Origin of the sequence: Pseudorhodoplanes sinuspersici (genome assembly GCF_002119765.1) — a bacterium.
Classification (GTDB): domain Bacteria; phylum Pseudomonadota; class Alphaproteobacteria; order Rhizobiales; family Xanthobacteraceae; genus Pseudorhodoplanes; species Pseudorhodoplanes sinuspersici.
Genome location: NZ_CP021112.1, coordinates 1,855,427 through 1,877,362, shown reverse-complemented (window position 1 = coordinate 1,877,362; position 21,936 = coordinate 1,855,427). Strand labels below are relative to the sequence as shown.

General features: G+C 61.1%; 20 protein-coding genes. 12 read left to right on the top strand and 8 right to left on the bottom strand.

The features are described from left to right. Window positions 1-18: 18 nt before the first annotated feature. The 3 genes from CAK95_RS09200 to trmB all read left to right on the top strand — a co-directional run bounded on the left by CAK95_RS09200 (window position 19) and on the right by trmB (window position 2,606). Window positions 19-426 carry a helix-turn-helix domain-containing protein gene (locus CAK95_RS09200; protein ID WP_086087646.1) on the top strand — a complete coding sequence of 136 codons (408 nt, stop codon included), beginning with the start codon at window positions 19-21 and terminating at the stop codon, window positions 424-426. A 131-nt stretch (window positions 427-557) separates the two neighbouring features. After that, window positions 558-1,829: a methionine adenosyltransferase gene (gene metK, locus CAK95_RS09195; protein WP_086091301.1), complete on the top strand. Its 1,272-nt coding sequence runs from the start codon at window positions 558-560 to the stop codon at window positions 1,827-1,829. 45 nt (window positions 1,830-1,874) lie between these two features. Next, entirely contained in the window at window positions 1,875-2,606 is a 732-nt protein-coding gene (trmB, locus tag CAK95_RS09190) for a tRNA (guanosine(46)-N7)-methyltransferase TrmB (RefSeq protein ID WP_086087645.1), read from the top strand. Between the two features lie 116 nt (window positions 2,607-2,722). On the opposite strand, the gene CAK95_RS09185 is transcribed toward trmB, so the two are convergent. Next, window positions 2,723-3,814 carry a DUF2336 domain-containing protein gene (locus CAK95_RS09185; protein ID WP_086087644.1) on the bottom strand — a complete coding sequence of 364 codons (1,092 nt, stop codon included), beginning with the start codon at window positions 3,812-3,814 and terminating at the stop codon, window positions 2,723-2,725. Between the two features lie 354 nt (window positions 3,815-4,168). Between CAK95_RS09185 and rimP the strand changes: the two genes are divergently transcribed. From rimP to pnp, 8 genes are all read left to right on the top strand, one after another. Beyond that, window positions 4,169-4,933, top strand: a complete 765-nt coding sequence (rimP, locus tag CAK95_RS09180) for a ribosome maturation factor RimP (protein WP_086087643.1) — start codon at window positions 4,169-4,171, stop codon at window positions 4,931-4,933. Window positions 4,934-4,936: 3 nt separating this feature from the next. Continuing rightward, window positions 4,937-6,538 (top strand): transcription termination factor NusA, encoded by a 1,602-nt coding sequence (gene nusA, locus CAK95_RS09175; protein ID WP_086087642.1) that lies wholly within the window; start codon window positions 4,937-4,939, stop codon window positions 6,536-6,538. Between the two features lie 14 nt (window positions 6,539-6,552). Then, the gene (locus tag CAK95_RS09170; protein ID WP_086087641.1) at window positions 6,553-7,254 is read left to right on the top strand and encodes an RNA-binding protein; all 702 of its coding nucleotides are present in this window, start codon (window positions 6,553-6,555) and stop codon (window positions 7,252-7,254) included. Then, window positions 7,251-9,860, top strand: coding sequence for a translation initiation factor IF-2 (infB, locus tag CAK95_RS09165; protein ID WP_086087640.1), 2,610 nt, complete (start codon window positions 7,251-7,253; stop codon window positions 9,858-9,860). The genes CAK95_RS09170 and infB overlap by 4 nt, the downstream gene beginning before the upstream one ends. Window positions 9,861-10,031: 171 nt before the next feature. Next, on the top strand, window positions 10,032-10,448 hold the full coding sequence (rbfA, locus tag CAK95_RS09160; protein ID WP_086087639.1) for a 30S ribosome-binding factor RbfA: 417 nt from the start codon (window positions 10,032-10,034) through the stop codon (window positions 10,446-10,448). Next, complete coding sequence (gene truB / locus CAK95_RS09155) at window positions 10,445-11,461, top strand: tRNA pseudouridine(55) synthase TruB (RefSeq protein WP_086087638.1); 1,017 nt, start codon at window positions 10,445-10,447, stop codon at window positions 11,459-11,461. The genes rbfA and truB overlap by 4 nt, the downstream gene beginning before the upstream one ends. A 2-nt stretch (window positions 11,462-11,463) precedes the next feature. Next, the gene (gene rpsO / locus CAK95_RS09150) at window positions 11,464-11,733 is read left to right on the top strand and encodes a 30S ribosomal protein S15 (RefSeq protein ID WP_086087637.1); all 270 of its coding nucleotides are present in this window, start codon (window positions 11,464-11,466) and stop codon (window positions 11,731-11,733) included. Window positions 11,734-12,146: 413 nt separating this feature from the next. Continuing rightward, complete coding sequence (gene pnp, locus CAK95_RS09145; protein WP_086087636.1) at window positions 12,147-14,306, top strand: polyribonucleotide nucleotidyltransferase; 2,160 nt, start codon at window positions 12,147-12,149, stop codon at window positions 14,304-14,306. 50 nt (window positions 14,307-14,356) lie between these two features. Here the strand turns inward: pnp and CAK95_RS09140 are convergent, their stop codons facing one another. After that, window positions 14,357-15,244, bottom strand: a complete 888-nt coding sequence (locus tag CAK95_RS09140) for a hydrogen peroxide-inducible genes activator (RefSeq protein WP_086091300.1) — start codon at window positions 15,242-15,244, stop codon at window positions 14,357-14,359. 110 nt (window positions 15,245-15,354) lie between these two features. On the opposite strand from CAK95_RS09140, the gene katG reads away from it, so the two are divergent. Beyond that, window positions 15,355-17,553, top strand: coding sequence for a catalase/peroxidase HPI (gene katG, locus CAK95_RS09135; protein WP_086087635.1), 2,199 nt, complete (start codon window positions 15,355-15,357; stop codon window positions 17,551-17,553). Window positions 17,554-17,603: 50 nt separating this feature from the next. Here katG and CAK95_RS29095 read toward each other — a convergent pair whose 3' ends face one another. The 6 genes from CAK95_RS29095 to fabA form a co-directional block, all read right to left on the bottom strand. Further along, the gene (locus tag CAK95_RS29095) at window positions 17,604-17,771 is read right to left on the bottom strand and encodes a hypothetical protein (protein ID WP_157699574.1); all 168 of its coding nucleotides are present in this window, start codon (window positions 17,769-17,771) and stop codon (window positions 17,604-17,606) included. 14 nt (window positions 17,772-17,785) lie between these two features. Beyond that, on the bottom strand, window positions 17,786-18,508 hold the full coding sequence (locus tag CAK95_RS09130; RefSeq protein ID WP_086087634.1) for a phosphoribosyltransferase: 723 nt from the start codon (window positions 18,506-18,508) through the stop codon (window positions 17,786-17,788). Window positions 18,509-18,654: 146 nt separating this feature from the next. After that, window positions 18,655-19,470 carry an enoyl-ACP reductase FabI gene (gene fabI, locus CAK95_RS09125; RefSeq protein ID WP_086087633.1) on the bottom strand — a complete coding sequence of 272 codons (816 nt, stop codon included), beginning with the start codon at window positions 19,468-19,470 and terminating at the stop codon, window positions 18,655-18,657. After that, on the bottom strand, window positions 19,467-19,811 hold the full coding sequence (locus tag CAK95_RS09120) for a hypothetical protein (protein ID WP_086087632.1): 345 nt from the start codon (window positions 19,809-19,811) through the stop codon (window positions 19,467-19,469). The genes fabI and CAK95_RS09120 overlap by 4 nt, the downstream gene beginning before the upstream one ends. Window positions 19,812-19,813: 2 nt before the next feature. Beyond that, window positions 19,814-21,031, bottom strand: a complete 1,218-nt coding sequence (fabB, locus tag CAK95_RS09115) for a beta-ketoacyl-ACP synthase I (protein ID WP_086087631.1) — start codon at window positions 21,029-21,031, stop codon at window positions 19,814-19,816. Window positions 21,032-21,231: 200 nt separating this feature from the next. Continuing rightward, window positions 21,232-21,759 (bottom strand): 3-hydroxyacyl-[acyl-carrier-protein] dehydratase FabA, encoded by a 528-nt coding sequence (fabA, locus tag CAK95_RS09110; RefSeq protein WP_086087630.1) that lies wholly within the window; start codon window positions 21,757-21,759, stop codon window positions 21,232-21,234. Window positions 21,760-21,936 lie beyond the last annotated feature (177 nt).

Genomic DNA, 21,936 nt, shown 5'->3' with positions numbered 1-21,936 from the left:
CGCGGGAGATGAGCGACTATGATCAAGAAGGCCCCTAATCCTACAGACAAGCACGTCGGCAGCCGTGTCCGCATGCGGCGCATGATGCTTGGCATGAGTCAGGAAAAACTCGGCGACGCCTTGGGGCTCACCTTTCAACAAGTTCAGAAATATGAAAAAGGCACGAACCGGATCGGGGCCAGCCGACTCCAGCAGATTTCCAACATCCTGCAAGTCCCGGTCTCGTTCTTTTTTGAAGGCGCACCGGATGGCGGTACCGCAACCTCCGGTTTCGGCGAGGCCCCGTCTCCGACCTATGTGTCGGATTTTCTGGCAACGTCTGACGGGCTCGCTTTAACCCGCGCCTTCATGCGCATTGACGACGCAAAACTTCGGCGAAAGATCGTCGATCTTGTCGAGCAGATTGCCGGCGAGGATAGAAATTAGGCGCCCATAACCGCCCAACCCGAGGGCCCACTCAGCCCACATCTTGACCGCAGCATGACAACGCTGCATTGAAAACCCACTTACAACCGACGAGCGGTCAGTCTTCGTCCCTAGGGGGAGTCTTATCAGTGCTGCGCAAGAGCCATCTGTTTACCAGCGAATCCGTCTCCGAAGGACATCCGGACAAGGTCTCAGACCAAATCTCCGACGCCGTCCTCGACGCCTTTCTCGAGAATGATGTGAAGCTCGGCATCGCCGACGACAGCCTGGTCAATACACGCCTCGGCTGTGAGGTTCTGACCACCACAAACAAGATCGTCATTGCCGGCGAGGGCCGCGGTCAGGCCCCTCTGTTCAAGAAATACGGCTCGGACGCCGTCATCAATCGCGAGCAGATTGCCCAGATCGCACGCGATGTGGTCAAGGACATCGGCTACGACCAGGACGGATTCTCCTTCCACGGCGCCGATATTGAAGTGTTGCTGCACGGCCAGTCGCCCGATATCGCCATGGGCGTCGATGCCAAGAAGAAAAAGAGCGGAGAGCAGGAAGGCGCCGGCGATCAGGGCATGATGTTCGGCTTCGCCTGTACCGAGAGCGAAGTCTATGAGAAGAATTCGTTCATGCCGGCGCCGATCTATTTCGCGCACAAGATCCTGAAAGTTCTCTCGGACCAGCGGCATTCGAAGAAGCTGTTTGATTTGCAGCCCGACGCCAAGAGTCAGGTCACGATCAAGTACGAGGACGGAAAGCCGATCGGCTGCACCAAGGTTGTGGTGTCGACCCAGCACAATGCGGCCAACCGCAACGGCAAGAAATACACCCCGTCGATGGTGAGAGACCTGATCGGCGACGCGGTTGCGTCCGCGCTGCCGAAGGGCTGGATGCCGAAGAAGGATTCCGACTTCCTCGTCAATCCGACCGGCAATTTCGTGGTCGGCGGCCCGGACGGCGACTGCGGCCTGACCGGCCGCAAGATTATCGTCGACACCTATGGCGGCTATGCGCCGCATGGCGGCGGCGCCTTCTCCGGCAAGGACCCAACGAAAGTGGACCGCTCGGCCGCTTATGCCGCCCGCTACCTTGCCAAGAACGTGGTGGCGGCTGGCCTTGCCGAACGCTGCACCATCCAGGTTGCCTATGCGATCGGCGTTGCCGATCCAATGTCGCTGCTGGTCGACACCCACGGCACCGGCAAAGTCGATGACGGCAAGCTGGAGAAAGTTTTGGCGGAGTTGTTCCCGCTGCGCCCGACCAATATCCGCCGGACGCTGAAGCTGAATCGGCCGATCTATCGCCGCACCGCTGCTTACGGTCACTTCGGCCGCGCGCCGGACAAGGACGGCGGCTTCTCATGGGAAAAAACTGATCTGGCCGACCAGATCCGCAAAGCGGTGAAATAACGTCCAACGCGACGATTTGCGTTGAGTTTTGCGAACGGCCGCATCATGGATGCGGCCGTTATGCATTCCGGCACACGACACGACGACCCGAACCCCACCCTGCGGCAAGGCGCCTTTTTCGGCCGCCGCAAGGGCAAGAAATTGCGCGCAGGACAAGCCCGTTTAACGGAGACCTTGCTGCCGACACTCCGCCTTGGTCTTGAAGCTTCTGCTCCGGCGGAGCTTGCAGACCTGTTTCCCCATCCCGTCCGCGAAGTGCGGCTCGAAATCGGCTTCGGCGGCTCTGAACATCTGATCGCACAGGCCGAGCTTTATCCGGATTGCGGCTTCATCGGCATCGAGCCTTTCGTCAATGGCATGGCGAAGGCATTGGCGGCGATCGATGCAAAGGGCCTCACCAACATCCGCCTGCATCACGGTGACGCAACCGACGTTCTGACCTGGCTGCCATCGGCTTCCCTGGCACGCATCGATCTTCTCTATCCCGACCCCTGGCCGAAGCGGCGACACTGGAAGCGCAGATTCGTGCAGGATCAAAGTGTTGCCGCTCTCGCACGGGTATTGCGCACGGGAGGTGAATTCCGATTTGCCTCAGATATCGACGATTATTCCGCCTGGACACTGCTACGGCTGTTGCGTTCGCCGGATTTCGACTGGACCGCCGAACGCGCGGAGGACTGGCGCAAGCCATGGCCTGACTTTGGCGGCACACGCTATGAAGCGAAAGCAAAACGCGAAGGCCGCACGCCCTGCTATCTCGCGTTTCGCAGACGATAATCCATTCGCCGTCATTCCGGACGCGCGTAAGCGCGATCCGGAATCCAGGCGCATAGGATTCTTGACTCGATTTCCAGGCTCGCAGCCGTTGGCTGCGCCCCGGAATGACCGCGAAATCAGATCGCGGCGGGAATGCTGCCGGGCGAGAGCTGCCAGAAACGAACGACACGCTGGGCGGTCGCCGCCGACAACTTGTCAAAATTGGAATGTGCCGCTTCCAGGGTCGGCACCGCTTTGCCGCGCGTACCGAGACGGGCCTGAATGATGTTGCGCACCGTCGGCCAGGAATAACCGGCCGCCTTGCACAGGATCAGGATCGGATCGGGGCGATCGCCATTCATCAGACGCTCGACAACATCGATCGGCACCTCTGTCAGTTCTGACAAGGCCGCCACTGTACTGTCGTATTCTCTTGAGCGCGCAAAATTCGCGAGCTGTTCTTCGGTCAGTTCGCCCGCCTGTGCGAGAATACGAACCTGCTGTTGCGCATCGGAAAAATCGCGCATCGGCTTTCTGGCGACTTCGTCCGACACTTTGGCGAGCACGGAACGAATATGCGCCTGTATTTCCGGCTTTGCATTCGCCAGCAATCGCTGCCGCACAACATCGGTTGCGCGGGTCAGCAATTCCCGGAACAGATGATCGGGAATGTCGGTTCGCAGTGCGACGGCTTCGGCAAGCAAGCTGTCATGCTCAGCGCTGCGCAATAGTGCGGTAAATCCGCTATCGGATAAGCGTGCGCCGGCGTTGCCCGCGAGTTTGCGTTTCACGAGCAGATCGCCACGCCGAACGATGATGTCGGTGACAGGCTCCTCGATCCGGAGACGGCCCGAAATCGCGTAAAGATGATCGATGCTCTTGGTACTGGCGATGTCGACGAGATCGGCTGTGACCAGGCGCGGCGATTGCGCCAGCATCGGTCCGGCGATCATGATATCGTCGTCCTTGGCCAGTCGCCGCACGACGTTGACCGGCGAATCCGACATCGGCGCCAGTTGCCGCGACAATTCGACAAGCGCCTTGCCTTCGATTTCGTTGATCAACATCAGGAACACATCCTCGAAAAGACGAATGTGTTCGGCATTGAACCGGCCTGAGCCGTCGACGAAGAGAGTCGTGATTTGGCGCAAGGCCTGGGCGCGCTTCTCGCCTGAGCCTTCTTTTACAACGCTTTCAAGTCCGGGGATCATCGAAAAGGGAGCGGCCATTCTGGTCGATCAGGCATTCTGCTAGATCAAGGCAAGGGGATAGGCGCGGAAAATTACGGATAATCCTAGGCCGGCTTTCTGAAGGAAGGGTTTAGCCCAAAAGTCAAAGAGCGGCCTAATCTCGCCTCCGCCCTCGCTCTGTGAGCACCCTTGCGGAAATAGCCAAAATCGCTATATTCCCCTTGTCTGATAAAGACACCTCATAACGACCGGTTGATCCGGTCGGTTTTTGAGAGTGGGCCCCGCCCGGGACCCGCTCTTTTTTATTACCTGAAATGGTCCCGCGACCAGCGCATGGCGTGACTTTCGGGGCCTCCGGGCAGAACGAAAATTACGGATCGAAACACGCATCGCATGAGCCTGTTGCCTGACGCCAGCACACAATCGGAACCGCGCCTGATCGCGGAGCCGGGGCTTGCTGCACGTATTGCAGCGGTCGCCGAGCCTGTGGTCGAGGGAATGGGTTATCGGCTGGTGCGTGTCCGCGTCTCCGGCGCTGATGGCTGCACCGTGCAGGTCATGACCGAGCGGCCGGACGGCACGCTGACGATCGAGGATTGCGAGGAAATTTCGCGGGCTTTGTCGCCGGTGATGGATGTCGCCGATCCAGTGCCCCAGGCCTATCGGCTGGAGATTTCCTCGCCGGGCCTCGACCGTCCGCTGGTGCGGCGGTCGGATTTCGAGCGGCATGCCGGGCATCTGGCGAAAATCGAGATGAACATTGTCACCGAGGGACGCAAGCGGTTCCGCGGCATCCTGCTCGGGGTGGAAGGCGACGCGGCACGCCTGCGACGCGATGACGCCAAGGCCGATGATAAAGTCGAAGTGCTGCTGCCGATCGAGGACATGGCCGAAGCCAAGCTCGTCCTCACCGACGAATTGATCGCTGAGGCGCTCCGCAAGGGCAAAGCCGCCGAACGCGAAGCACGCGGAGAGATCGTCGAAACCACTGAACGGCGCGATTATGCGCCCAAACCGAAGGCCAAAGCGGCCCTCAAGGCGAAGCAGAAATCCAACCGGACGGCGCCCCGTCCGAAACAAGCCCAACTGGACCGAGCCAAGAGAGAACGGTCCGGCCTAGACCCTGAACAAGAGTTCGACTCTGACGAAGGAGAGTGACCGATGGCAGCCGTGAGCGCAAACAAGCTCGAATTGCTGCAAATCGCCGATGCGGTTGCGCGTGAAAAGTCGATCGACCGCGGCATCGTTATCGCCGCGATGGAAGACGCGATCGCGCGCGCCGCACGCTCGCGTTACGGCAGCGAAACCGAAGTCCGCGCCGAGATTGATCAGAAGAAGGGCGAACTGCGTCTCTCCCGCCACATGCTGGTGGTTGAAGCGGTCGAAAACCCGTCCAACCAGATCAGTCTCGAGGACGCGCGCCGGCTCAATCCCTCGGCGCAGATTGGCGACACCATCGCCGATGCCTTGCCGCCGCTGGAATATGGCCGCATCGCCGCGCAATCGGCCAAGCAAGTGATCGTGCAGAAGGTGCGCGAGGCCGAGCGTGACCGGCAGTATCAGGAATACAAGGACCGCATCGGCGACATCGTCAACGGCGTCGTCAAGCGCGTGGAATACGGTAACGTCGTTGTCGATCTGGGTCGTGGCGAAGCGATCGTGCGGCGCGATGAAATGCTGCCGCGCGAAGTCTTCCGCAACGGCGATCGCGTGCGGGCCTATATTTACGATGTTCGCCGGGAACCGCGCGGGCCGCAGATTTTCCTGTCGCGCACGCATCCGCAATTCATGGCGAAGCTGTTCGCGCAGGAAGTGCCCGAAATCTATGACGGCATCGTCGAAATCCGCGCAGTTGCGCGCGATCCAGGTTCCCGCGCCAAGATCGCCGTGATCTCGCGCGATTCCTCGGTCGATCCGGTCGGCGCCTGCGTCGGTATGCGCGGCTCGCGCGTGCAGGCGGTGGTGAACGAATTGCAGGGCGAAAAGATCGACATCATCCCATGGTCGCAGGATGTCGCGACCTTCGTCGTTAACGCGCTGGCGCCCGCTGAAGTCGCCAAGGTGGTGCTGGACGAAGAAAAGGAACGCATCGAGGTCGTGGTGCCGGATGCGCAATTGTCGCTCGCGATCGGCCGCAGAGGCCAGAATGTGCGTCTCGCTTCGCAGCTCACCGGCTGGGATATCGATATCCTGACCGAGCAGGAAGAATCCGAACGCCGTCAGGCCGAATTCCAGAACCGGACCAAGACCTTCATCGAGGCGCTCGATGTCGACGAAGTGGTCGCCCAATTGCTGGCGTCGGAAGGCTTTACCAGCGTCGAAGAATTGGCACTCGTCGACCTCAAGGAAATTGCCAGCATCGAAGGCTTCGATGAAGAGACTGCGGAAGAATTGCAGTCGCGGGCGAAAGAGTATCTCGAGCGCATCGAGGGCGAGTATGACGAGAAGCGCAGGGCGCTTGGCGTCGATGACGCTTTGAAAGACGTGCCGGGCGTGACCTCGCAGATGCTGGTCGCCTTTGGCGAAAACGGCATCAAGACGATCGAAGATCTCGCCGGTTGCGCCACTGACGACCTCGCCGGCTGGACAGAACGCAAGGACGGCGAAACCAAGCGTGAGCCCGGCATTCTGGATGGCTTCGATCTCAGCCGTGACGAATGCGAGCAGATCGTGATGCAGGCGCGGCTGAAGGCCGGCTGGATTACCGAGGATGATCTCGCCAAGCCGGCGGAAGAAGCCGCCGAAGAACCCGTGGAAGCGTGAGGTGAAACGCCGGAATGCTCGCGAGGCTCGACGATAGCCCACTGGACGGTGGCCCCAACAAAGGGGCTGCCACCGAGCGCATGTGCGTCGTAACCCGTGAGATCCGGCCGATCGCTGACCTGATCCGCTTCGTTGTGGGGCCGGACGGCAATGCCGTACCGGATGTGAAGCGCAATCTGCCCGGCCGGGGCCTCTGGGTGACAGCCACCCGCGAGGCTGTCGATCAGGCCATCCGGCGAAAATTGTTTGCCAAGGGCTTCAAGCGCGATGTGCGGAGCGGGCCCGAACTGACCGATCTGACCGACCGGCTGCTGGAGCGGGCGGCGCTGGATGCCCTCGCCATTGCCGGCAAGGCCGGCGAGGTCGTGACCGGCTTTTCCAAGGTGGAAGCGGCCATTCAGCGCGGCGGATTGCTGGGATTGCTGCATGCCTCGGACGGCTCGCCGGAGGGGGCCCGCAAGGCCACGGCCCTCCTAAACCGCAACCCGGAGGACGATAGTCCCGAAATCCCGGTGATCCGGGCGTTTTCCGGCACGCAATTGGATTTGGCATTGGGGCGGTCAAATGTGATACATGCTGCCCTGCTTGCCGGACCAGCAAGCCAGGGCTTCCTCACGCGTTGTCTGCGCATGATGCGCTTTCGCACCGGCGAAATGAGCCGGCCGCGGTGGGACAACGCTTTGGACAAGGGACCCAAAGGAACGGAATCGGAATGAGCGATACGAAGACACCTGGCGACAAAAAGGTTGGCGGCGGCAAGACGCTGACGCTGAAACCGCGCACCGAAACGGGCGTGGTGCGCCAGAGCTTCAGCCATGGCCGCAGCAAGCAAGTCGTGGTCGAGACGGTGAAGCGCCGCACCATCGGCAAGCCCGGCGACACCAAGCCGGAGCCTGTGGCCGAGCAGCAGCCGGTCGCGCCCAAGCGCGCCGCGCCGCCCAGCAAGCCGGCCGCGCCAGCCCGCTCGTCGGGCGTGGTGCTGCGCACCCTGACTGACGAAGAGCGCAATGCCCGTGCGCATGCGCTGGCGGACGCGCGCGTGCGCGAAGCCGAAGAACGCAAGATCGCCGAGGAAGAAGCGCGCCGACGTCAAAGCCGCGAGGCGATCGAAAAGGCCGAGCGCGAAGCCGCGGAAGAGCGCAAGCGCGAGGAAGATGAGCGTCATCGGCGCGAGGAAGACGCCAAGCGCAAAGCGGAGCAGGAAGCCAAGAAGCGGTTTGGCGAAGACGCCAAGCCCGCTGCCACTCCCGCGGCCAGCACAACCGCTGCTCCCGCCGCAGGCCCGGGCGCACCGCGACTGGGCACTGCAGCGCCGCGTCCCGCGCTGGAAGCCGAAGACGAAGAAACGCCGCGGACACGCCGCCCCGGTACGCCGGGCGCGCCCCGTCCGGCTGCCGTTGCTCCCAAACCGACCCGCTCCGGCCCGCCGAAGCAACGCGGACGCCTGACGCTCGTCACGGCCATGAGCGCCGACGAAGTGCGCGAACGCTCGGTTGCGTCGTTCCGTCGCCGCACACAGCGCCTGAAAGGCCATCACGCCGACGAAGCGAAAGAAAAGATCGCGCGAGAAGTGGTCATCCCGGAAACCATCACGATCCAGGAACTCGCCAACCGTATGGCCGAGCGTGGCGTCGATGTGATCCGCCTGCTGATGAAGCAGGGCCACATGGCAACCATCAACGACGTGATCGATGCCGATACCGCACAGCTCATCGCCGAAGAACTCGGCCATACCGTCAAGCGCGTCGCCGAATCTGACGTGGAAGAGGGTCTGTTCGATACCGCCGACGACCCTGACACGCTGACATCGCGCGCGCCGGTGGTCACCATCATGGGCCATGTCGACCACGGCAAGACCTCGCTGCTCGATGCGATCCGCTCCGCCAACGTCGTGTCCGGTGAAGCCGGCGGCATCACCCAGCATATCGGTGCCTATCAGGTGGAATCGCCCTCGCATGGCAAGATCACCTTCATCGATACGCCGGGCCACGCCGCTTTTACCGCGATGCGCGCCCGCGGCGCCAAGGTGACCGATATCGTCATCCTGGTGGTTGCGGCCGACGATGGCGTGATGCCGCAGACGATCGAAGCGATCCAGCACGCCAAGGCAGCTAAGGTGCCGATGATCGTTGCGATCAACAAGATCGACAAGCCGGACGCCAAGCCCGACCGCGTGCGCACCGAATTGCTGCAGCATGAGGTTCAGGTGGAATCGCTGGGCGGCGAGGTACTCGATGTCGAGGTCTCCGCCACTAAGAAGCTGAATCTCGACAAGCTGCTCGAGACCATCGGCCTGCAGGCCGAACTTCTCGATCTCAAGGCCAATGCCAATCGCCCGGCCGAAGGCACCGTGATCGAAGCCAAGCTCGATCGCGGCCGCGGTCCGGTTGCCACGGTGCTGATCCAGCGCGGTACGCTGAAGATCGGTGACATCATCGTTGCCGGCGCTGAATGGGGCCGTGTCCGCGCGCTTGTCAGCGATACCGGTCAGACGGTGCAGACTGCCGGTCCTTCGGTTCCGGTCGAAGTGCTCGGCTTCAACGGCACGCCGGATGCCGGCGACCGTCTCGCGGTCGTCGAGAACGAAGCGCGTGCGCGTGAAGTCACGTCCTATCGTGAGCGTCAGAAGCGCGACAAGCAGGCCGCCCGCCAGACTGGTATGCGCGGCTCGCTCGAGCAGATGATGGCTCAGGCGAAAACGGCGGGCCGCAAGGAATTCCCGCTGCTGATCAAGGCTGACGTGCAAGGCTCGCTCGAAGCGATCATCGGTGCTCTCGACAAGCTCGGCAACGACGAAGTCGGTGCGCGCGTGGTCCTGTCGGGTGTCGGCGGCATCACCGAATCCGATGTGACGCTGGCAGAATCGGTCGATGCCGCTATCATCGGCTTCAACGTGCGCGCCCACAAGGAAGCGCGCGAAGCCGCCGAACAGGCCGGCATCGAGATCCGCTATTACAACATCATCTACAATCTCGTGGATGACGTTAAGGCGGCGATGTCCGGCCTGCTCACGCCGGAACGGCGCGAGACGATGCTCGGCAATGCACGCATCCAGGAAGTGTTCAACGTGTCCAAGGTCGGCAAGGTCGCCGGCTGTCTGGTCACTGACGGCACGGTGGAACGCGGCGCCGATGTCCGCCTGATCCGCGACAATGTCGTGGTCCACGAAGGCAAGCTCTCACAGCTCAAGCGCTTCAAGGAAGACGCCAAGGAAGTGAAGGCCGGCCAGGAATGCGGTATGGCATTCGAGAACTACCAGGACATGCGTGTCGGCGACGTGATCGAATGTTATCGGGTGGAGCAGATTCAACGCAGTCTGTGAGTCCAAATCTCACGGCTTCGTAAAGCTTCCTGTTTGCTGTGACGTCATGGCCGGGCAAAAGCGCAAAGCGCGTCTTTGCGCTGAACTCCCGGCCATCCACGTCTTGAATCAAAAAGGGAAAGTCGTGGATGTCCGGCAGAAGGCCCGGCATGACGACAACTGAAAATTGCTATGCGAAACAAGAAGCAGAAGAGCGACAGTCCAGCCAGCGCCTCGCAGCGCCAGCTCCGAGTCGGCGAATTGATCCGCCACGCCATGGCGGAGATGCTGACGCGCGGCGACGTGCACGATCCCGTGCTCGAATCGCACATGATCACCATTCCCGAAGTGCGCATGACCGCCGACCTGAAGCTCGCGACGATCTACGTCATGCCGCTCGGCGGTCGCGACGTGAAGGACGTGATCGCGGCGCTAAACGACAACAAGAAATTCCTGCGCGGCGAGATCGCGCATCGCGTTAACCTGAAATTTGCTCCTGACATCCGCTTCCGCGCCGACGAGCGATTCGACGAAGCGGAACGGATCGAGAAACTTCTGCGAACACCTGCGGTACAGCGCGACATCGAGCGCGACACGGACGAATCATGACATTCGACAATCAGGAATCAGAGACCGAGTCGCGCAAGCCACCGCGGCCCGGCCAAAAAAAACGCGACAAGCGTGACGTGCACGGATGGGTCGTGCTCGACAAACCTGTCGGCATGACGTCGACACATGCGGTTGCGGTGATCCGCCGCCTGTTCACAGCCAAGCGCGCCGGCCATGCCGGCACGCTCGATCCGCTGGCGTCGGGCTGTCTGCCGATCGCCCTTGGTGAGGCAACCAAGACCGTGCCCTTCATCATGGACTCGACCAAGACCTATCGCTTCACCGTGCGCTGGGGCGAGGAGCGGGACACCGACGACACCGAAGGCCGCGTGGTCGAGACCAGCGACGCCCGGCCGACGATCGAAGAGATCGAGGCCATTCTGCCAAAATTCCGCGGGGTCATTCAGCAGGTCCCGCCCCGCTTCTCGGCGATCAAGATCGACGGCGAGCGGGCATACGATCTCGCCCGGGACGGCGAGGAGGTGGAACTGGAGAGCCGGGAGGTCCGGATCGACCGACTGGCCCTCGCTGACTGCCCTGATGCCGATCATGCCGTTTTCGAGACCGATTGCGGCAAGGGAACCTATGTCCGTGCCCTGGCACGGGATTTCGGCCGCCTTTTGGGCTGCCGGGGGCATGTTTCGGCCCTCAGGCGAACCTGCGTCGGCCCCTTCGGGGAGCCGGAAATGATTTCTCTGGAAGAACTTACAGCTTTGTGCGATAGAGCCGCCGCCGGCGAGGGCAGCCTCGCCGACGCGTTATGGCCTGTTGAGACCGCGCTGGACGACATCCCGGCACTGGCCGTCAACAGGTCCGATGCGGCAAGGCTCCAGAGAGGCCAAGCCGTAATCCTGCGCGGACGGGATGCTCCCATTCTTACCGGGCTGGTCTACGTGACGGTTGCGGGCGAACTGATCGCCCTCGCCGAGACCGGACAAGGCGAGATCGTCCCCAAGCGTGTGTTCAACCTCGCCGGACTGACTGGCAGTGCCGGCAAACAAAAAGGTCATTGACGATGTCGATTGAAGCCGGCCGCAAGGCTGAAGTCATCCAAGCGTATGCAACCAAAGCCGGTGACACCGGTTCGCCCGAGGTCCAGGTCGCGATCCTGTCGGAACGCATCAACAACCTGACTGGTCATTTCAAGACCCATACGAAAGACAACCATTCACGGCGCGGGCTCCTGAAGCTCGTGTCGCAGCGCCGCCAACTGCTCGATTACGTCAAGCGGAAGGACGAGGCGCGCTACAAGAGCCTGATCGAGCGGCTGAATATCCGCCGCTGAGTGACCGCGCGCGGTTCGCGCGGGGAGAGCATGACATTCCGAAAAACGCGAACGGTTTTTCGGGTACGGTCACGCTCCGACCAAGAGCGAGATGCCGGAAACGACGAAGCAATTTTCGGATCACATCACGCCCTTATTGAAGCGGATGCGCGCTGTCGCGTCCGCTTAAGGCCGGCAGCAAGACCTGCCGGATTTTCGAACGAGCACAACACGGATTGGCTCGTTCGCATCCCGAGGGATGAAGTCATGGCAGGATCGCCAGACACTGTTGTTGAAGCTGTTTGCTTTTAATTCGAGCGTGATCTTTTTCAAAAGCCGGTTTGTTTTTGCAGATCACACTCAACACGACAGTCTCTCGCCGTCTTGCACATGGCTTCGCCCTCATCGTCCGAAACCGATGAGAGAAAAAACAAATGTTCGATACCAATCGCGTTGAGCTCGACTGGGGTGGGCGCAAGCTCATTCTGGAAACCGGCAAAGTCGCGCGTCAGGCTGACGGCGCCGTCGTCGCCACCTATGGAGAAACCACCGTGCTGGCGACTGTGGTCGCTGCCAAGGCACCCCGCGAGGGCGTGGATTTCCTCCCGCTCACTGTGGACTATCAGGAAAAATTCTACGCAGCCGGCCGCATCCCCGGCGGTTATTTCAAACGTGAAGGCCGTCCGACCGAAAAGGAAACGCTGGTTTCCCGCCTGATCGACCGCCCGATCCGTCCACTTTTCGCCGATGGCTGGCGTAACGAGACGCAGGTGATCGTCACCACGCTGTCGCACGACATGGAAAACGATCCCGACATCCTTGCGCTGGTCGCCTCCTCTGCAGCGCTGACTCTGTCCGGCGTTCCCTTCATGGGTCCGATCGGCGCGGCCCGCGTCGGCTTCATCAATGGCGAATATGTGCTGAACCCGCTGGTCGACGAAATGGTCGAGAGCGAACTTGACCTTGTGGTCGCTGGCACCACCGACGCCGTGCTGATGGTTGAATCCGAAGCCAAGGAGTTGTCGGAAGATGTGATGCTGGGCGCGGTGATGTTCGGCCACCGGCATTTCCAGCCGGTGATCCAGGCAATCATCCAGCTCGCCGAAAAGGCCGCGAAAGAGCCGCGCGAATTGACGGTCATCGACAATTCCGCGCTCGAACAGGAAATGCTCAACCTGTTCGAAAAGGACCTGCGTGCCGCTTACGCGATCTCCAAGAAGCAGGATCGCTATGCCGCCGTCGGCGCCGTCAAGGAAAAGATGATGGCGCATTTCTTCCCGGAAGGTGCCGAACCACAATACGACAAGCTGCGTGTTGCCGGCGTGTTCAAGGAACTCGAAGCCAAGATCGTTCGCTGGAACATCCTCGATACCTCCAAGCGCATCGACGGCCGCGATCTCACCACCGTGCGCCCGATCGTCTGCGAAGCCGGCGTTCTGCCGCGCACGCATGGTTCGGCGCTGTTCACGCGCGGTGAGACCCAGGCGCTGGTCGTCACCACGCTCGGCACCGGTGAAGACGAGCAGTGGATCGACGCGCTGCAGGGCACCTACAAGGAGCATTTCCTGCTCCACTATAACTTCCCGCCCTTCTCGGTCGGTGAGACCGGGCGTCTCGGCGGCACCAAGCGTCGCGAAATCGGCCACGGCAAGCTCGCCTGGCGTGCAATCCATCCAGTCCTGCCGGCCAAGCACGATTTCCCCTACACCATCCGCGTGGTGTCGGAGATCACCGAATCGAACGGCTCCTCGTCGATGGCGACCGTCTGCGGCACCTCGCTCGCACTGATGGATGCCGGCGTGCCGCTGAAGCGGCCCACCGCTGGCATCGCCATGGGTCTGATCCTGGAAGGCGAGAAGTTCGCCGTATTGTCGGACATCCTCGGTGACGAGGATCATCTCGGCGACATGGACTTCAAAGTGGCCGGCACCGAAATCGGCATCACCTCGCTGCAGATGGACATCAAGATCGCCGGCATCACCGAGCAGATCATGAAGATCGCGCTCGGACAGGCGAAGGACGGCCGCATCCATATCCTGGGTGAGATGTCCAAGGCCTTGACCGCAGCACGCGCGGAGCTCGGCGAACATGCGCCGCGCATCGAAACGCTGAAAATCCCGACCGACAAGATCCGCGAAGTGATCGGTACTGGCGGCAAGGTCATCCGCGAGATCGTGGAAAAGACCGGCGCCAAGATCAATGTCGAGGACGACGGCACCGTGAAGGTTGCATCCGCCAACGGCGAATCGATCCGCGCAGCCATCAAGTGGATCAAGTCGATCGCTTCCGATCCGGAGGTCGGCCAGATCTATGACGGCACGGTCGTGAAGGTGATGGACTTCGGCGCGTTCGTGAACTTCTTCGGTTCACGCGATGGCCTCGTTCACATCAGCCAGCTCGCCGCCAACCGCGTGCAGAAGACCTCCGATGTCGTCAAGGAAGGCGACAAGGTGAAGGTGAAGCTGCTCGGTCTCGACGATCGCGGCAAGGTGCGCCTGTCGATGAAGGTGGTCGATCAGGAAACCGGCGAAGACCTCGAAGCCAAGCAGAAGGACGAGCGCGAGCAGCAAGCTGCTGGCGGCGCTGCGGAGTAATTCTTCACTTCTCTGAAAGCTTTAGGGGGCGGCCTTCGGGCCGCCCTTTTTCATTTCACCACATCGGCGACAATCTCGCCGAGCGCACGAAAGTCCTGCGCCCGCGAAGACGTGCGACGCCAGCCGAGACCGACGGTGCGGAATGGTTCGGGCATGGCAAAGCGCGCCAGCTTCACACGCTCGTCGCGCGCCTCCACCTGCACGGCAATTTCCGGGATCAGCGTCACGCCATAACCATTGGCGACCATCTGCATCACTGTGGTGAGACTGGTGGCACCCAATTCGCGCAGCGTCCCGCCGCTGGCATCGGCGCAGAAGGCGAGCGCCTGATCGCGCAAACAATGACCTTCTTCGAGCAGGATCAAACGGCTCTGGTCAATGTCTTCGGCAGTGATGCGCTGACGATTTGGCAGCGCATCGGCAGATGGTGCAGCCAGGAGGAATGCATCTTCGAACAGCGAGAGCGTTTCGATTTCCGGATGAGGTGCCGGCAGCGCGATCATGATGACGTCGAGACTGCCGCGCACCAGTTCTTCGACCAGAAAACGCGTTTGCGTCTCGCGCAATTCCAGTTCGAGATCGGGATGTTTCTCCTGCAGTAGCGGCAGAAGACGCGGCAGCACATAAGGTGCGATCGAAGGGATGACGCCGAACTTCAACGTGCCGCTGAGTACGCCGCCGCGGTGCCGGGCGAAATCCTCAAGATCGTTGACCTCGCTCAGGATGCGTTCGCCGCGGCGCGCGATCTCAAGCCCTGTTTCGGTCAGCACCACGTCGTTCGAGCGCCGCTCGACCAGGGCGACCCCGAGGTCCTTTTCCAAGTCTTTGATCTGCATGGATAAAGCCGGCTGACTGACGGCGCAGGCATCAGCGGCGCGGCCGAAATGCCGATGCCGGGCCAAGGCATTGAGATAACGGAGCTGTCGAAACGTGACCATCTCCATAAGGTAATCTTATTGTCACACGCAATCAATCCAATTGGACCTTATCTAATCTGGGGAGCATGGTTCGCCCCGACGCATCCCATCGCAAATGAGGAGGAAAACCAATGGACGCAAAAACAGACGACAAGAGCGGCGGCAAATGTCCGTTCACCGGCGGCGCGCGCGGACCCAGGATCCGCGACTGGTGGCCGGAAGGGCTGGACATCGAGATGCTGCACAAGAATTCCGGCCTGTCCGATCCGATGGGCAAGGATTTCGATTACGCCAAGGAATTCAAATCGCTCGACCTCGATGCTGTGACCAAGGACCTGCATGCCTTGATGACGGATTCGCAGGAGTGGTGGCCAGCCGATTTCGGCCATTACGGCGGCCTGATGATCCGCATGGCCTGGCATAGTGCAGGCACCTACCGCATCACCGACGGCCGCGGCGGCGCCGGTGCCGGCCAGCAGCGCTTCGCGCCGCTCAACTCGTGGCCCGATAACGCCAACCTCGACAAGGCCCGTCGGTTGTTGTGGCCGATCAAGCAGAAATACGGCCGGAAAATCTCCTGGGCCGATCTGATGGTCCTCGCCGGCAACGTCGCGCTCGAATCGATGGGCTTCAAGACATTCGGTTTCGCCGGCGGCCGCGTCGATGTGTGGGAGCCGGAAGAGCTGTATTGGGGTCCGGAAGGCACCTGGCTCGGTGACGAACGCTATAGCGGCGAGCGCCAGCTTTCCGATCCACTGGGCGCCGTGCAGATGGGCCTCATCTACGTGAATCCGGAAGGCCCGAACGGCAACCCGGACCCGATCGCGGCCGCCAAGGACATCCGCGAAACCTTCTTCCGCATGGCGATGAATGACGAAGAGACCGTCGCGCTAATCGCGGGCGGCCATACCTTCGGCAAGACCCACGGTGCAGGCGACCCGTCGCTGGTCGGTCCGGAGCCGGAAGCCGGTGCGCTCGAAGATCAGGGTCTCGGCTGGAAGAGCAAGTACGAGACCGGTGTCGGCGCCCACGCCATCACCGGCGGCCCCGAAGTCACCTGGACGCAGACGCCGACCAAGTGGAGCAATCTCTTCTTCAAGAACCTGTTTGAAAACGAATGGGAACTGACGACGAGCCCGGCCGGCGCGAAACAATGGAAGGCGAAAGGTGTGGAAGCCTCAATACCGGATGCCTTCGACAAGTCGAAGAAGCATCTGCCGACGATGCTGACCACCGACCTCTCGCTGCGGATGGACCCGGCTTACGAAAAGATCTCGCGGCGGTTCTACGAGAACCCGGATCAGTTCGCGGACGCCTTTGCGAGAGCCTGGTTCAAGCTCACGCATCGCGACATGGGTCCGCGCGTGCGCTACCTCGGCAAGCTCGTGCCGAAGGAAGAGCTGATCTGGCAGGATCCGATCCCGGCAGTTGATCATCCGCTGATCGACGCCAAGGACGCCGACGAGCTGAAGGCGAAGATCCTCGCCTCCGGCCTGACGGTCCGGCAGCTTGTCTCAACCGCCTGGGCCTCGGCCTCGACCTTCCGCCGCTCCGACAAGCGCGGTGGCGCGAACGGTGCTCGCATCCGTCTCAGCCCGCAAAAGGACTGGGAGGTCAACGAGCCGGCCCAGCTCAAGACGGTGCTGGCGAAACTCGAGGAGATCCAGAAGGGCTTCGGTAAGAAAGTGTCGCTCGCCGACCTGATCGTCCTTGCGGGCAACGCGGGCGTCGAGAAGGCGGCCAAGGATGCCGGGATCGATGTGAAGGTACCCTTCACGCCGGGTCGCATGGACGCCTCGCAGGAGCAGACCGACGTCGAGTCCTTTGCGCCGCTGGAGCCGCGCCAGGACGGCTTCCGCAACTACAGCAACAAGAAGAAGCTGCAGTTCATGAAGCCGGAGGAAGCTCTGGTCGACCGGGCGCAGCTGCTAACGCTGACCGGGCCGGAAATGACCGTGCTGATCGGCGGCCTTCGCGTGCTCGGCGCCAATTTCGGCGAGTCCAAGCACGGCGTGTTCACCACGTCGCCGGGCAAGCTGACGAACGACTTCTTCGTCAATCTGCTCACGATGGACACTGTGTGGCAGGCCCCGAATGCGGAAGGCATCTACCAGGGCGTGGACCACAAGACCAAGGCGCCGAAATGGACCGCAACTGCGGTCGATCTGATCTTCGGGTCGCACTCGCAGCTCCGCGCCTTTGCCGAAGTCTATGCGTGCGCGGATTCGAAAGAGAAGTTCGTGAAGGACTTCGTCAAGGCGTGGACCAAGGTGATGAACGCCGACCGCTTCGACCTCGCCAACGCCGACGACCTTCGCAAGGCGGCGTAGTCGCTTCACAAGACAGGAATATAAGGGGCGGCCGAAGGGCCGCCCTTTTTCTATCGCACACGCCACACGAACCAGATCGCGGCAATCAACCCCAGTGCGATCAGCCCCGTCAGTATTTTCAAGGCCACGATGACTTTCGCAAACGTCATCACCTTCTTGTCGGCCGCGAGCCGTTCATTCTCAACTTCGCTCTGTCGAAACAGCGGATCCTTGCCCATGGCAGCGCTCTCCGTCAGGGAATCTCCGGCTGCGTCTCGACGAGCGGCCACCAACCGTCATCGCCGCGACGGAACAGTGGACAGCCATACACGGCCCGCACCGGCGGCGGCGCGGACAACGTTGCCATTTCCGCTTGCCAACGATTGGTCTGTTTCATCGCCACCACGATGCCGGCAACATCTGCACCGATGCGCCGCAACAGTTTCACGGCGGCGACTGCGGTCGCACCGGTCGAGATCGCATCATCCACCAGCACGATACGGCGACGGTCGAGCAGCGGCAGCATGTTGGGATCGAACCGCAGCAATTTGCCGGGCTCCGGGCTGGTGATCGATTGAACCGCCTGTGAGAGCGTGTCGTCGTACCAGAACTTGCGCGAATAGCCGAGCGGCACAAAGCGCGGATGGCCAAGCCGCTCTGCGACGCGATCGGCGAAAGCAAAACCGAGCGTCGGGAGGCCGACAACGATATCGGCGCTGAAACTACGCGCCAGTTCGGCCATCGCATCGGCGAGTGCGGCAATCACGACATGAGCGGCCTGGTTGGCGATTAGCGAGGCTACAGCGTTGCCGCCGGATGGCAATTGCCGCAGCGGAAGCATGAGGACGCGGTCGTCCGGCATCCGCACCGGATAACCATAACGGTAGGGCGGCGCGGCCGTAAAGCGCGATGGAATATCGGCAGTGATGTCCTGCCAATAGCCGGTGGTCGGCTCGGTAAAAAAAGCCTCTGGCATCGGCAAAGGATTCCAAGGAACGAACGGCTGCCCACCGGCAGACCGCCGCTCATAATTAAAGCCTCAGCTTCAAAGCCGAGGCTCCAGTTTTTTATTTTGACGCGTTTTCTTCACGCGAACCGATATCCACTTCGCTCGAAAACGCTCTAGTCCACCGATTTCTCGCCTTCCGCGCGCAAAGCATCCGGCAGCGGCATCGCGATTACGTTGTAACCTGAATCCACGAAATGGATTTCGCCGGTGACGCCGCCCGAAAGATCGGAGCACAGGTAAAGGCCCGCCCCTCCGAGTTCCTCCAGCGTCACGCCGCGACCAAGCGGCGAATGTCTCTGCTGAAAGGCAAACATATAGCGCGCATCGTGGATGCCAGCGCCGGCCAGCGTCCGGATCGGACCGGCAGAAATCGCATTCACGCGAATCTTCTGTTGGCCGAAATCGACCGCGAGATAGCGCACCGAGGATTCCAGCGCCGCCTTCGCAAGACCCATCGCGTTGTAGTTCGGCATGGCGCGATCGCCGCCGTTATAGGTCAGCGTCAGCATGGCGCCGCCATTCGGCATCAATTCGGCGGCACGTTTCGCACTCTCCGCGAAAGAGAAGCAGGAAATTACCATAGTGCGCACGAAATTCTCGCGTGTCGTATCGGCAAACCGGCCCTTCAATTCGTTTTTGTCGGAAAAACCGACGGCGTGGACGAAGAAGTCGATCGTGCCCCACTTCTTCTTCATCTCGGCGAACACAGCATCGACGGTTGCGATATCTTCCACATCACACGGCATCAGGAAATCCGAGCCCGCCGATTCCGCCAGCGGCTTGACCCGCTTGAGCAACGCGTCGCCCTGATAGGTGAAAGCGAGTTCAGCGCCGTGGTCCGCGAGCGTCTTGGCGATGCCCCACGCAATCGAGTGATCGTTGGCGACGCCCATGATGAGCCCGCGCTTGCCTTGCATCAATTTGGTCATTCTTTGACTTCTACCAGTTGGAAATCTACCGCTTCGGCTTCGACAACGCCGCCGAACAACGACACGGTCAGGATATCTCCGCCGTCTCCCTGTTCGAGCCGCATGAAATCGATATTGCCGGACTTGCTGTTCTTGCGAATACGGTTTGTCTCGCCAGAGAACAAAGCCCGCCTGAGACCTTCTCCAGTGCAACAATAGCGGCGTCGCTTGTCCGCATTTTCATCATCGGGATAAAGGTCGAGAAACAATCGGATGGTCTGTATTTTTCCCGGCAATCCGCTGATCTGAATATCAACGAGATTGCCGTCGTGCCAGTCGATGTCCTGATCGACAAGCCTCATCGTCAGGCATCGATGTGTTTGAACACCACGGTTGCGTTGGTGCCACCGAAGCCGAAACCATTGGACAGAACGCAGCCGAGCTTCACGTTATCCTTGCGCTCGCGCAGGATCGGCATGTCGGCAAAGGCCGGATCGAGTTCGTCGATATGCGCGCTCGCGGAGATAAATCCGTTCTGCATCATCAGCAGCGAGTAGATCGCCTCGTGCACGCCGGTCGCGCCCTGGGAATGCCCGGTCAGAGACTTGGTCGCGGAGATCGGCGGGCATTTGTCGCCAAATACAGCGCGGATCGCTTCGATCTCCTTGAGATCGCCGATCGGCGTCGATGTGGCATGCGGATTGATATAATCGACAGGCGCCTTCACCGTCGACAACGCCATTTTCATACAGCGCGCCGCACCTTCGCCCGAAGGCGCAACCATATCGACACCGTCCGATGTCGCACCATAGCCGCAGATTTCACCATAGATTTTTGCGCCCCGCGCCTTGGCATGCTCCAGCTCTTCCAGCACCAGCACGCCCGCGCCGCCCGCGATTACGAAACCATCGCGGTTTTTATCATAGGGCCGCGACGCCACTGCGGGGCGATCGTTATAGTTTGATGACATCGCGCCCATTCCGTCGAACAACACAGAGAGCGTCCAGTCGAGATCCTCGCAGCCGCCGGCGAAGATCATGTCCTGCTTGCCCCACTGGATCAGCTCATACGCATTGCCGATACAGATGTTGGTCGTCGCGCAGGCGGCAGAGATCGAATAGCTGAGGCCCTTGATCTTGAACCATGTAGCCAGCGTCGCCGAAGCGGTCGATGACATCGCCTTCGGGACGGCAAACGGACCGACGCGTTTCGGCCCTTTCGTGCGCGCGATCTCAGCGGATTCGACGATGGTCTTGGTCGAGGTGCCGCCGGAGCCCATGACAATTCCGGTGCGTTCGTTTGAGACATCGCCGTCTTCAAGACCGGCGTCGCGGATCGCCTGATCCATCGCGACATGATTCCAGGCCGTACCGCCGCCATGGAAGCGCATCGCACGGCGATCGACGACGTCTTCTGCAACCAGCGTCGGCGCACCATGCACCTGGCTGCGGAAACCGAGTTTCACGTAATCGTCCGCACGGACGACGCCCGAACGACCTTCATGCAGGCTCGCAAGAACCTCCTGCGTATTGTTACCGATGGATGAGACAATTCCCATCCCGGTGACGACCACTCGCCGCATGTCTGCCTCGCCGATTTATGAGTTGGAGCGCGCCCGCATTCCCGATCTCAAGAGATCGGTCCCCTCAAGAACAATTGGGCAGCCCGACCAAGGGCCACGCCTGGATACCCGTGATAGCGCACACTTGGATAGCGAACACTTGGCCGGTCCGGCGCAAATCCGCAAGGCAGAACCGAAGGAATGCGCCTGAGGCACCCTGATCAGGCGCCAGCCGCCAGCGGTGCGTCCTGCTTGAACAGGCCGACTTTCAGGTCGCTGGCGCGGTAAATGACGTTACCATCGGCCGAGAGCCAGCCGTCGGCGATGCCCAGCACCAGCTTGGATCGCATGACGCGCTTGATCTCGAGGCCATAAACGACCTTTTTCATGCTCGGCAGCACCTGCCCGGAGAATTTCAGTTCGCCAAGACCCAGCGCCCGGCCATTGCCCGAAGAACCGGTCCAGCCAAGGAAAAAGCCCAGCAATTGCCACAGGGCATCGAGGCCGAGGCAGCCCGGCATCACCGGATCGCCTTTGAAATGACAGGGGAAAAACCAGAGGTCCGGCTTCACATCGAGTTCCGCCCGGACGAGGCCCTTGCCGTGTTCGCCGCCCTGTTCGGACATTTCCGAGATGCGATCGAACATCAGCATCGGCGGCAATGGCAATTGCGGTCCCTCGCCAAACAATTCACCCCGGCCACAGGCCAGAAGTTCTTCATATTCGTAGCTGGTTTGGCGGCTCTGCATGCCGGTCACATTCCTTAATTTTTCGTCGTCAATTCTTCGTCGCCAAGACGATCCCCGGCGGTTCCTAACATAGCGTCCCGCTTCGGGGCAAAGGCGGCCAAGCCCGTTTAGAATCATCCTAGATGCGAAACAGTTGCAATAAGCGAACAGCCTCGTGTATGATTTCGGATGCAACAA

Coding starts and splice junctions, on each gene's coding strand:
- CAK95_RS09200 (WP_086087646.1), top strand. CDS start 19: ATGATCAAGAAGGCCCCTAATCCTACAGACAAGCACGTCGGCAGCCGT.
- trmB (WP_086087645.1), top strand. CDS start 1,875: ATGGATGCGGCCGTTATGCATTCCGGCACACGACACGACGACCCGAAC.
- CAK95_RS09185 (WP_086087644.1), bottom strand. CDS start 3,814: ATGGCCGCTCCCTTTTCGATGATCCCCGGACTTGAAAGCGTTGTAAAA.
- rimP (WP_086087643.1), top strand. CDS start 4,169: ATGAGCCTGTTGCCTGACGCCAGCACACAATCGGAACCGCGCCTGATC.
- nusA (WP_086087642.1), top strand. CDS start 4,937: ATGGCAGCCGTGAGCGCAAACAAGCTCGAATTGCTGCAAATCGCCGAT.
- CAK95_RS09170 (WP_086087641.1), top strand. CDS start 6,553: ATGCTCGCGAGGCTCGACGATAGCCCACTGGACGGTGGCCCCAACAAA.
- infB (WP_086087640.1), top strand. CDS start 7,251: ATGAGCGATACGAAGACACCTGGCGACAAAAAGGTTGGCGGCGGCAAG.
- rbfA (WP_086087639.1), top strand. CDS start 10,032: ATGCGAAACAAGAAGCAGAAGAGCGACAGTCCAGCCAGCGCCTCGCAG.
- truB (WP_086087638.1), top strand. CDS start 10,445: ATGACATTCGACAATCAGGAATCAGAGACCGAGTCGCGCAAGCCACCG.
- rpsO (WP_086087637.1), top strand. CDS start 11,464: ATGTCGATTGAAGCCGGCCGCAAGGCTGAAGTCATCCAAGCGTATGCA.
- pnp (WP_086087636.1), top strand. CDS start 12,147: ATGTTCGATACCAATCGCGTTGAGCTCGACTGGGGTGGGCGCAAGCTC.
- CAK95_RS09140 (WP_086091300.1), bottom strand. CDS start 15,244: ATGGTCACGTTTCGACAGCTCCGTTATCTCAATGCCTTGGCCCGGCAT.
- katG (WP_086087635.1), top strand. CDS start 15,355: ATGGACGCAAAAACAGACGACAAGAGCGGCGGCAAATGTCCGTTCACC.
- CAK95_RS29095 (WP_157699574.1), bottom strand. CDS start 17,771: ATGGGCAAGGATCCGCTGTTTCGACAGAGCGAAGTTGAGAATGAACGG.
- CAK95_RS09130 (WP_086087634.1), bottom strand. CDS start 18,508: ATGCCAGAGGCTTTTTTTACCGAGCCGACCACCGGCTATTGGCAGGAC.
- fabI (WP_086087633.1), bottom strand. CDS start 19,470: ATGACCAAATTGATGCAAGGCAAGCGCGGGCTCATCATGGGCGTCGCC.
- CAK95_RS09120 (WP_086087632.1), bottom strand. CDS start 19,811: ATGAGGCTTGTCGATCAGGACATCGACTGGCACGACGGCAATCTCGTT.
- fabB (WP_086087631.1), bottom strand. CDS start 21,031: ATGCGGCGAGTGGTCGTCACCGGGATGGGAATTGTCTCATCCATCGGT.
- fabA (WP_086087630.1), bottom strand. CDS start 21,759: ATGCAGAGCCGCCAAACCAGCTACGAATATGAAGAACTTCTGGCCTGT.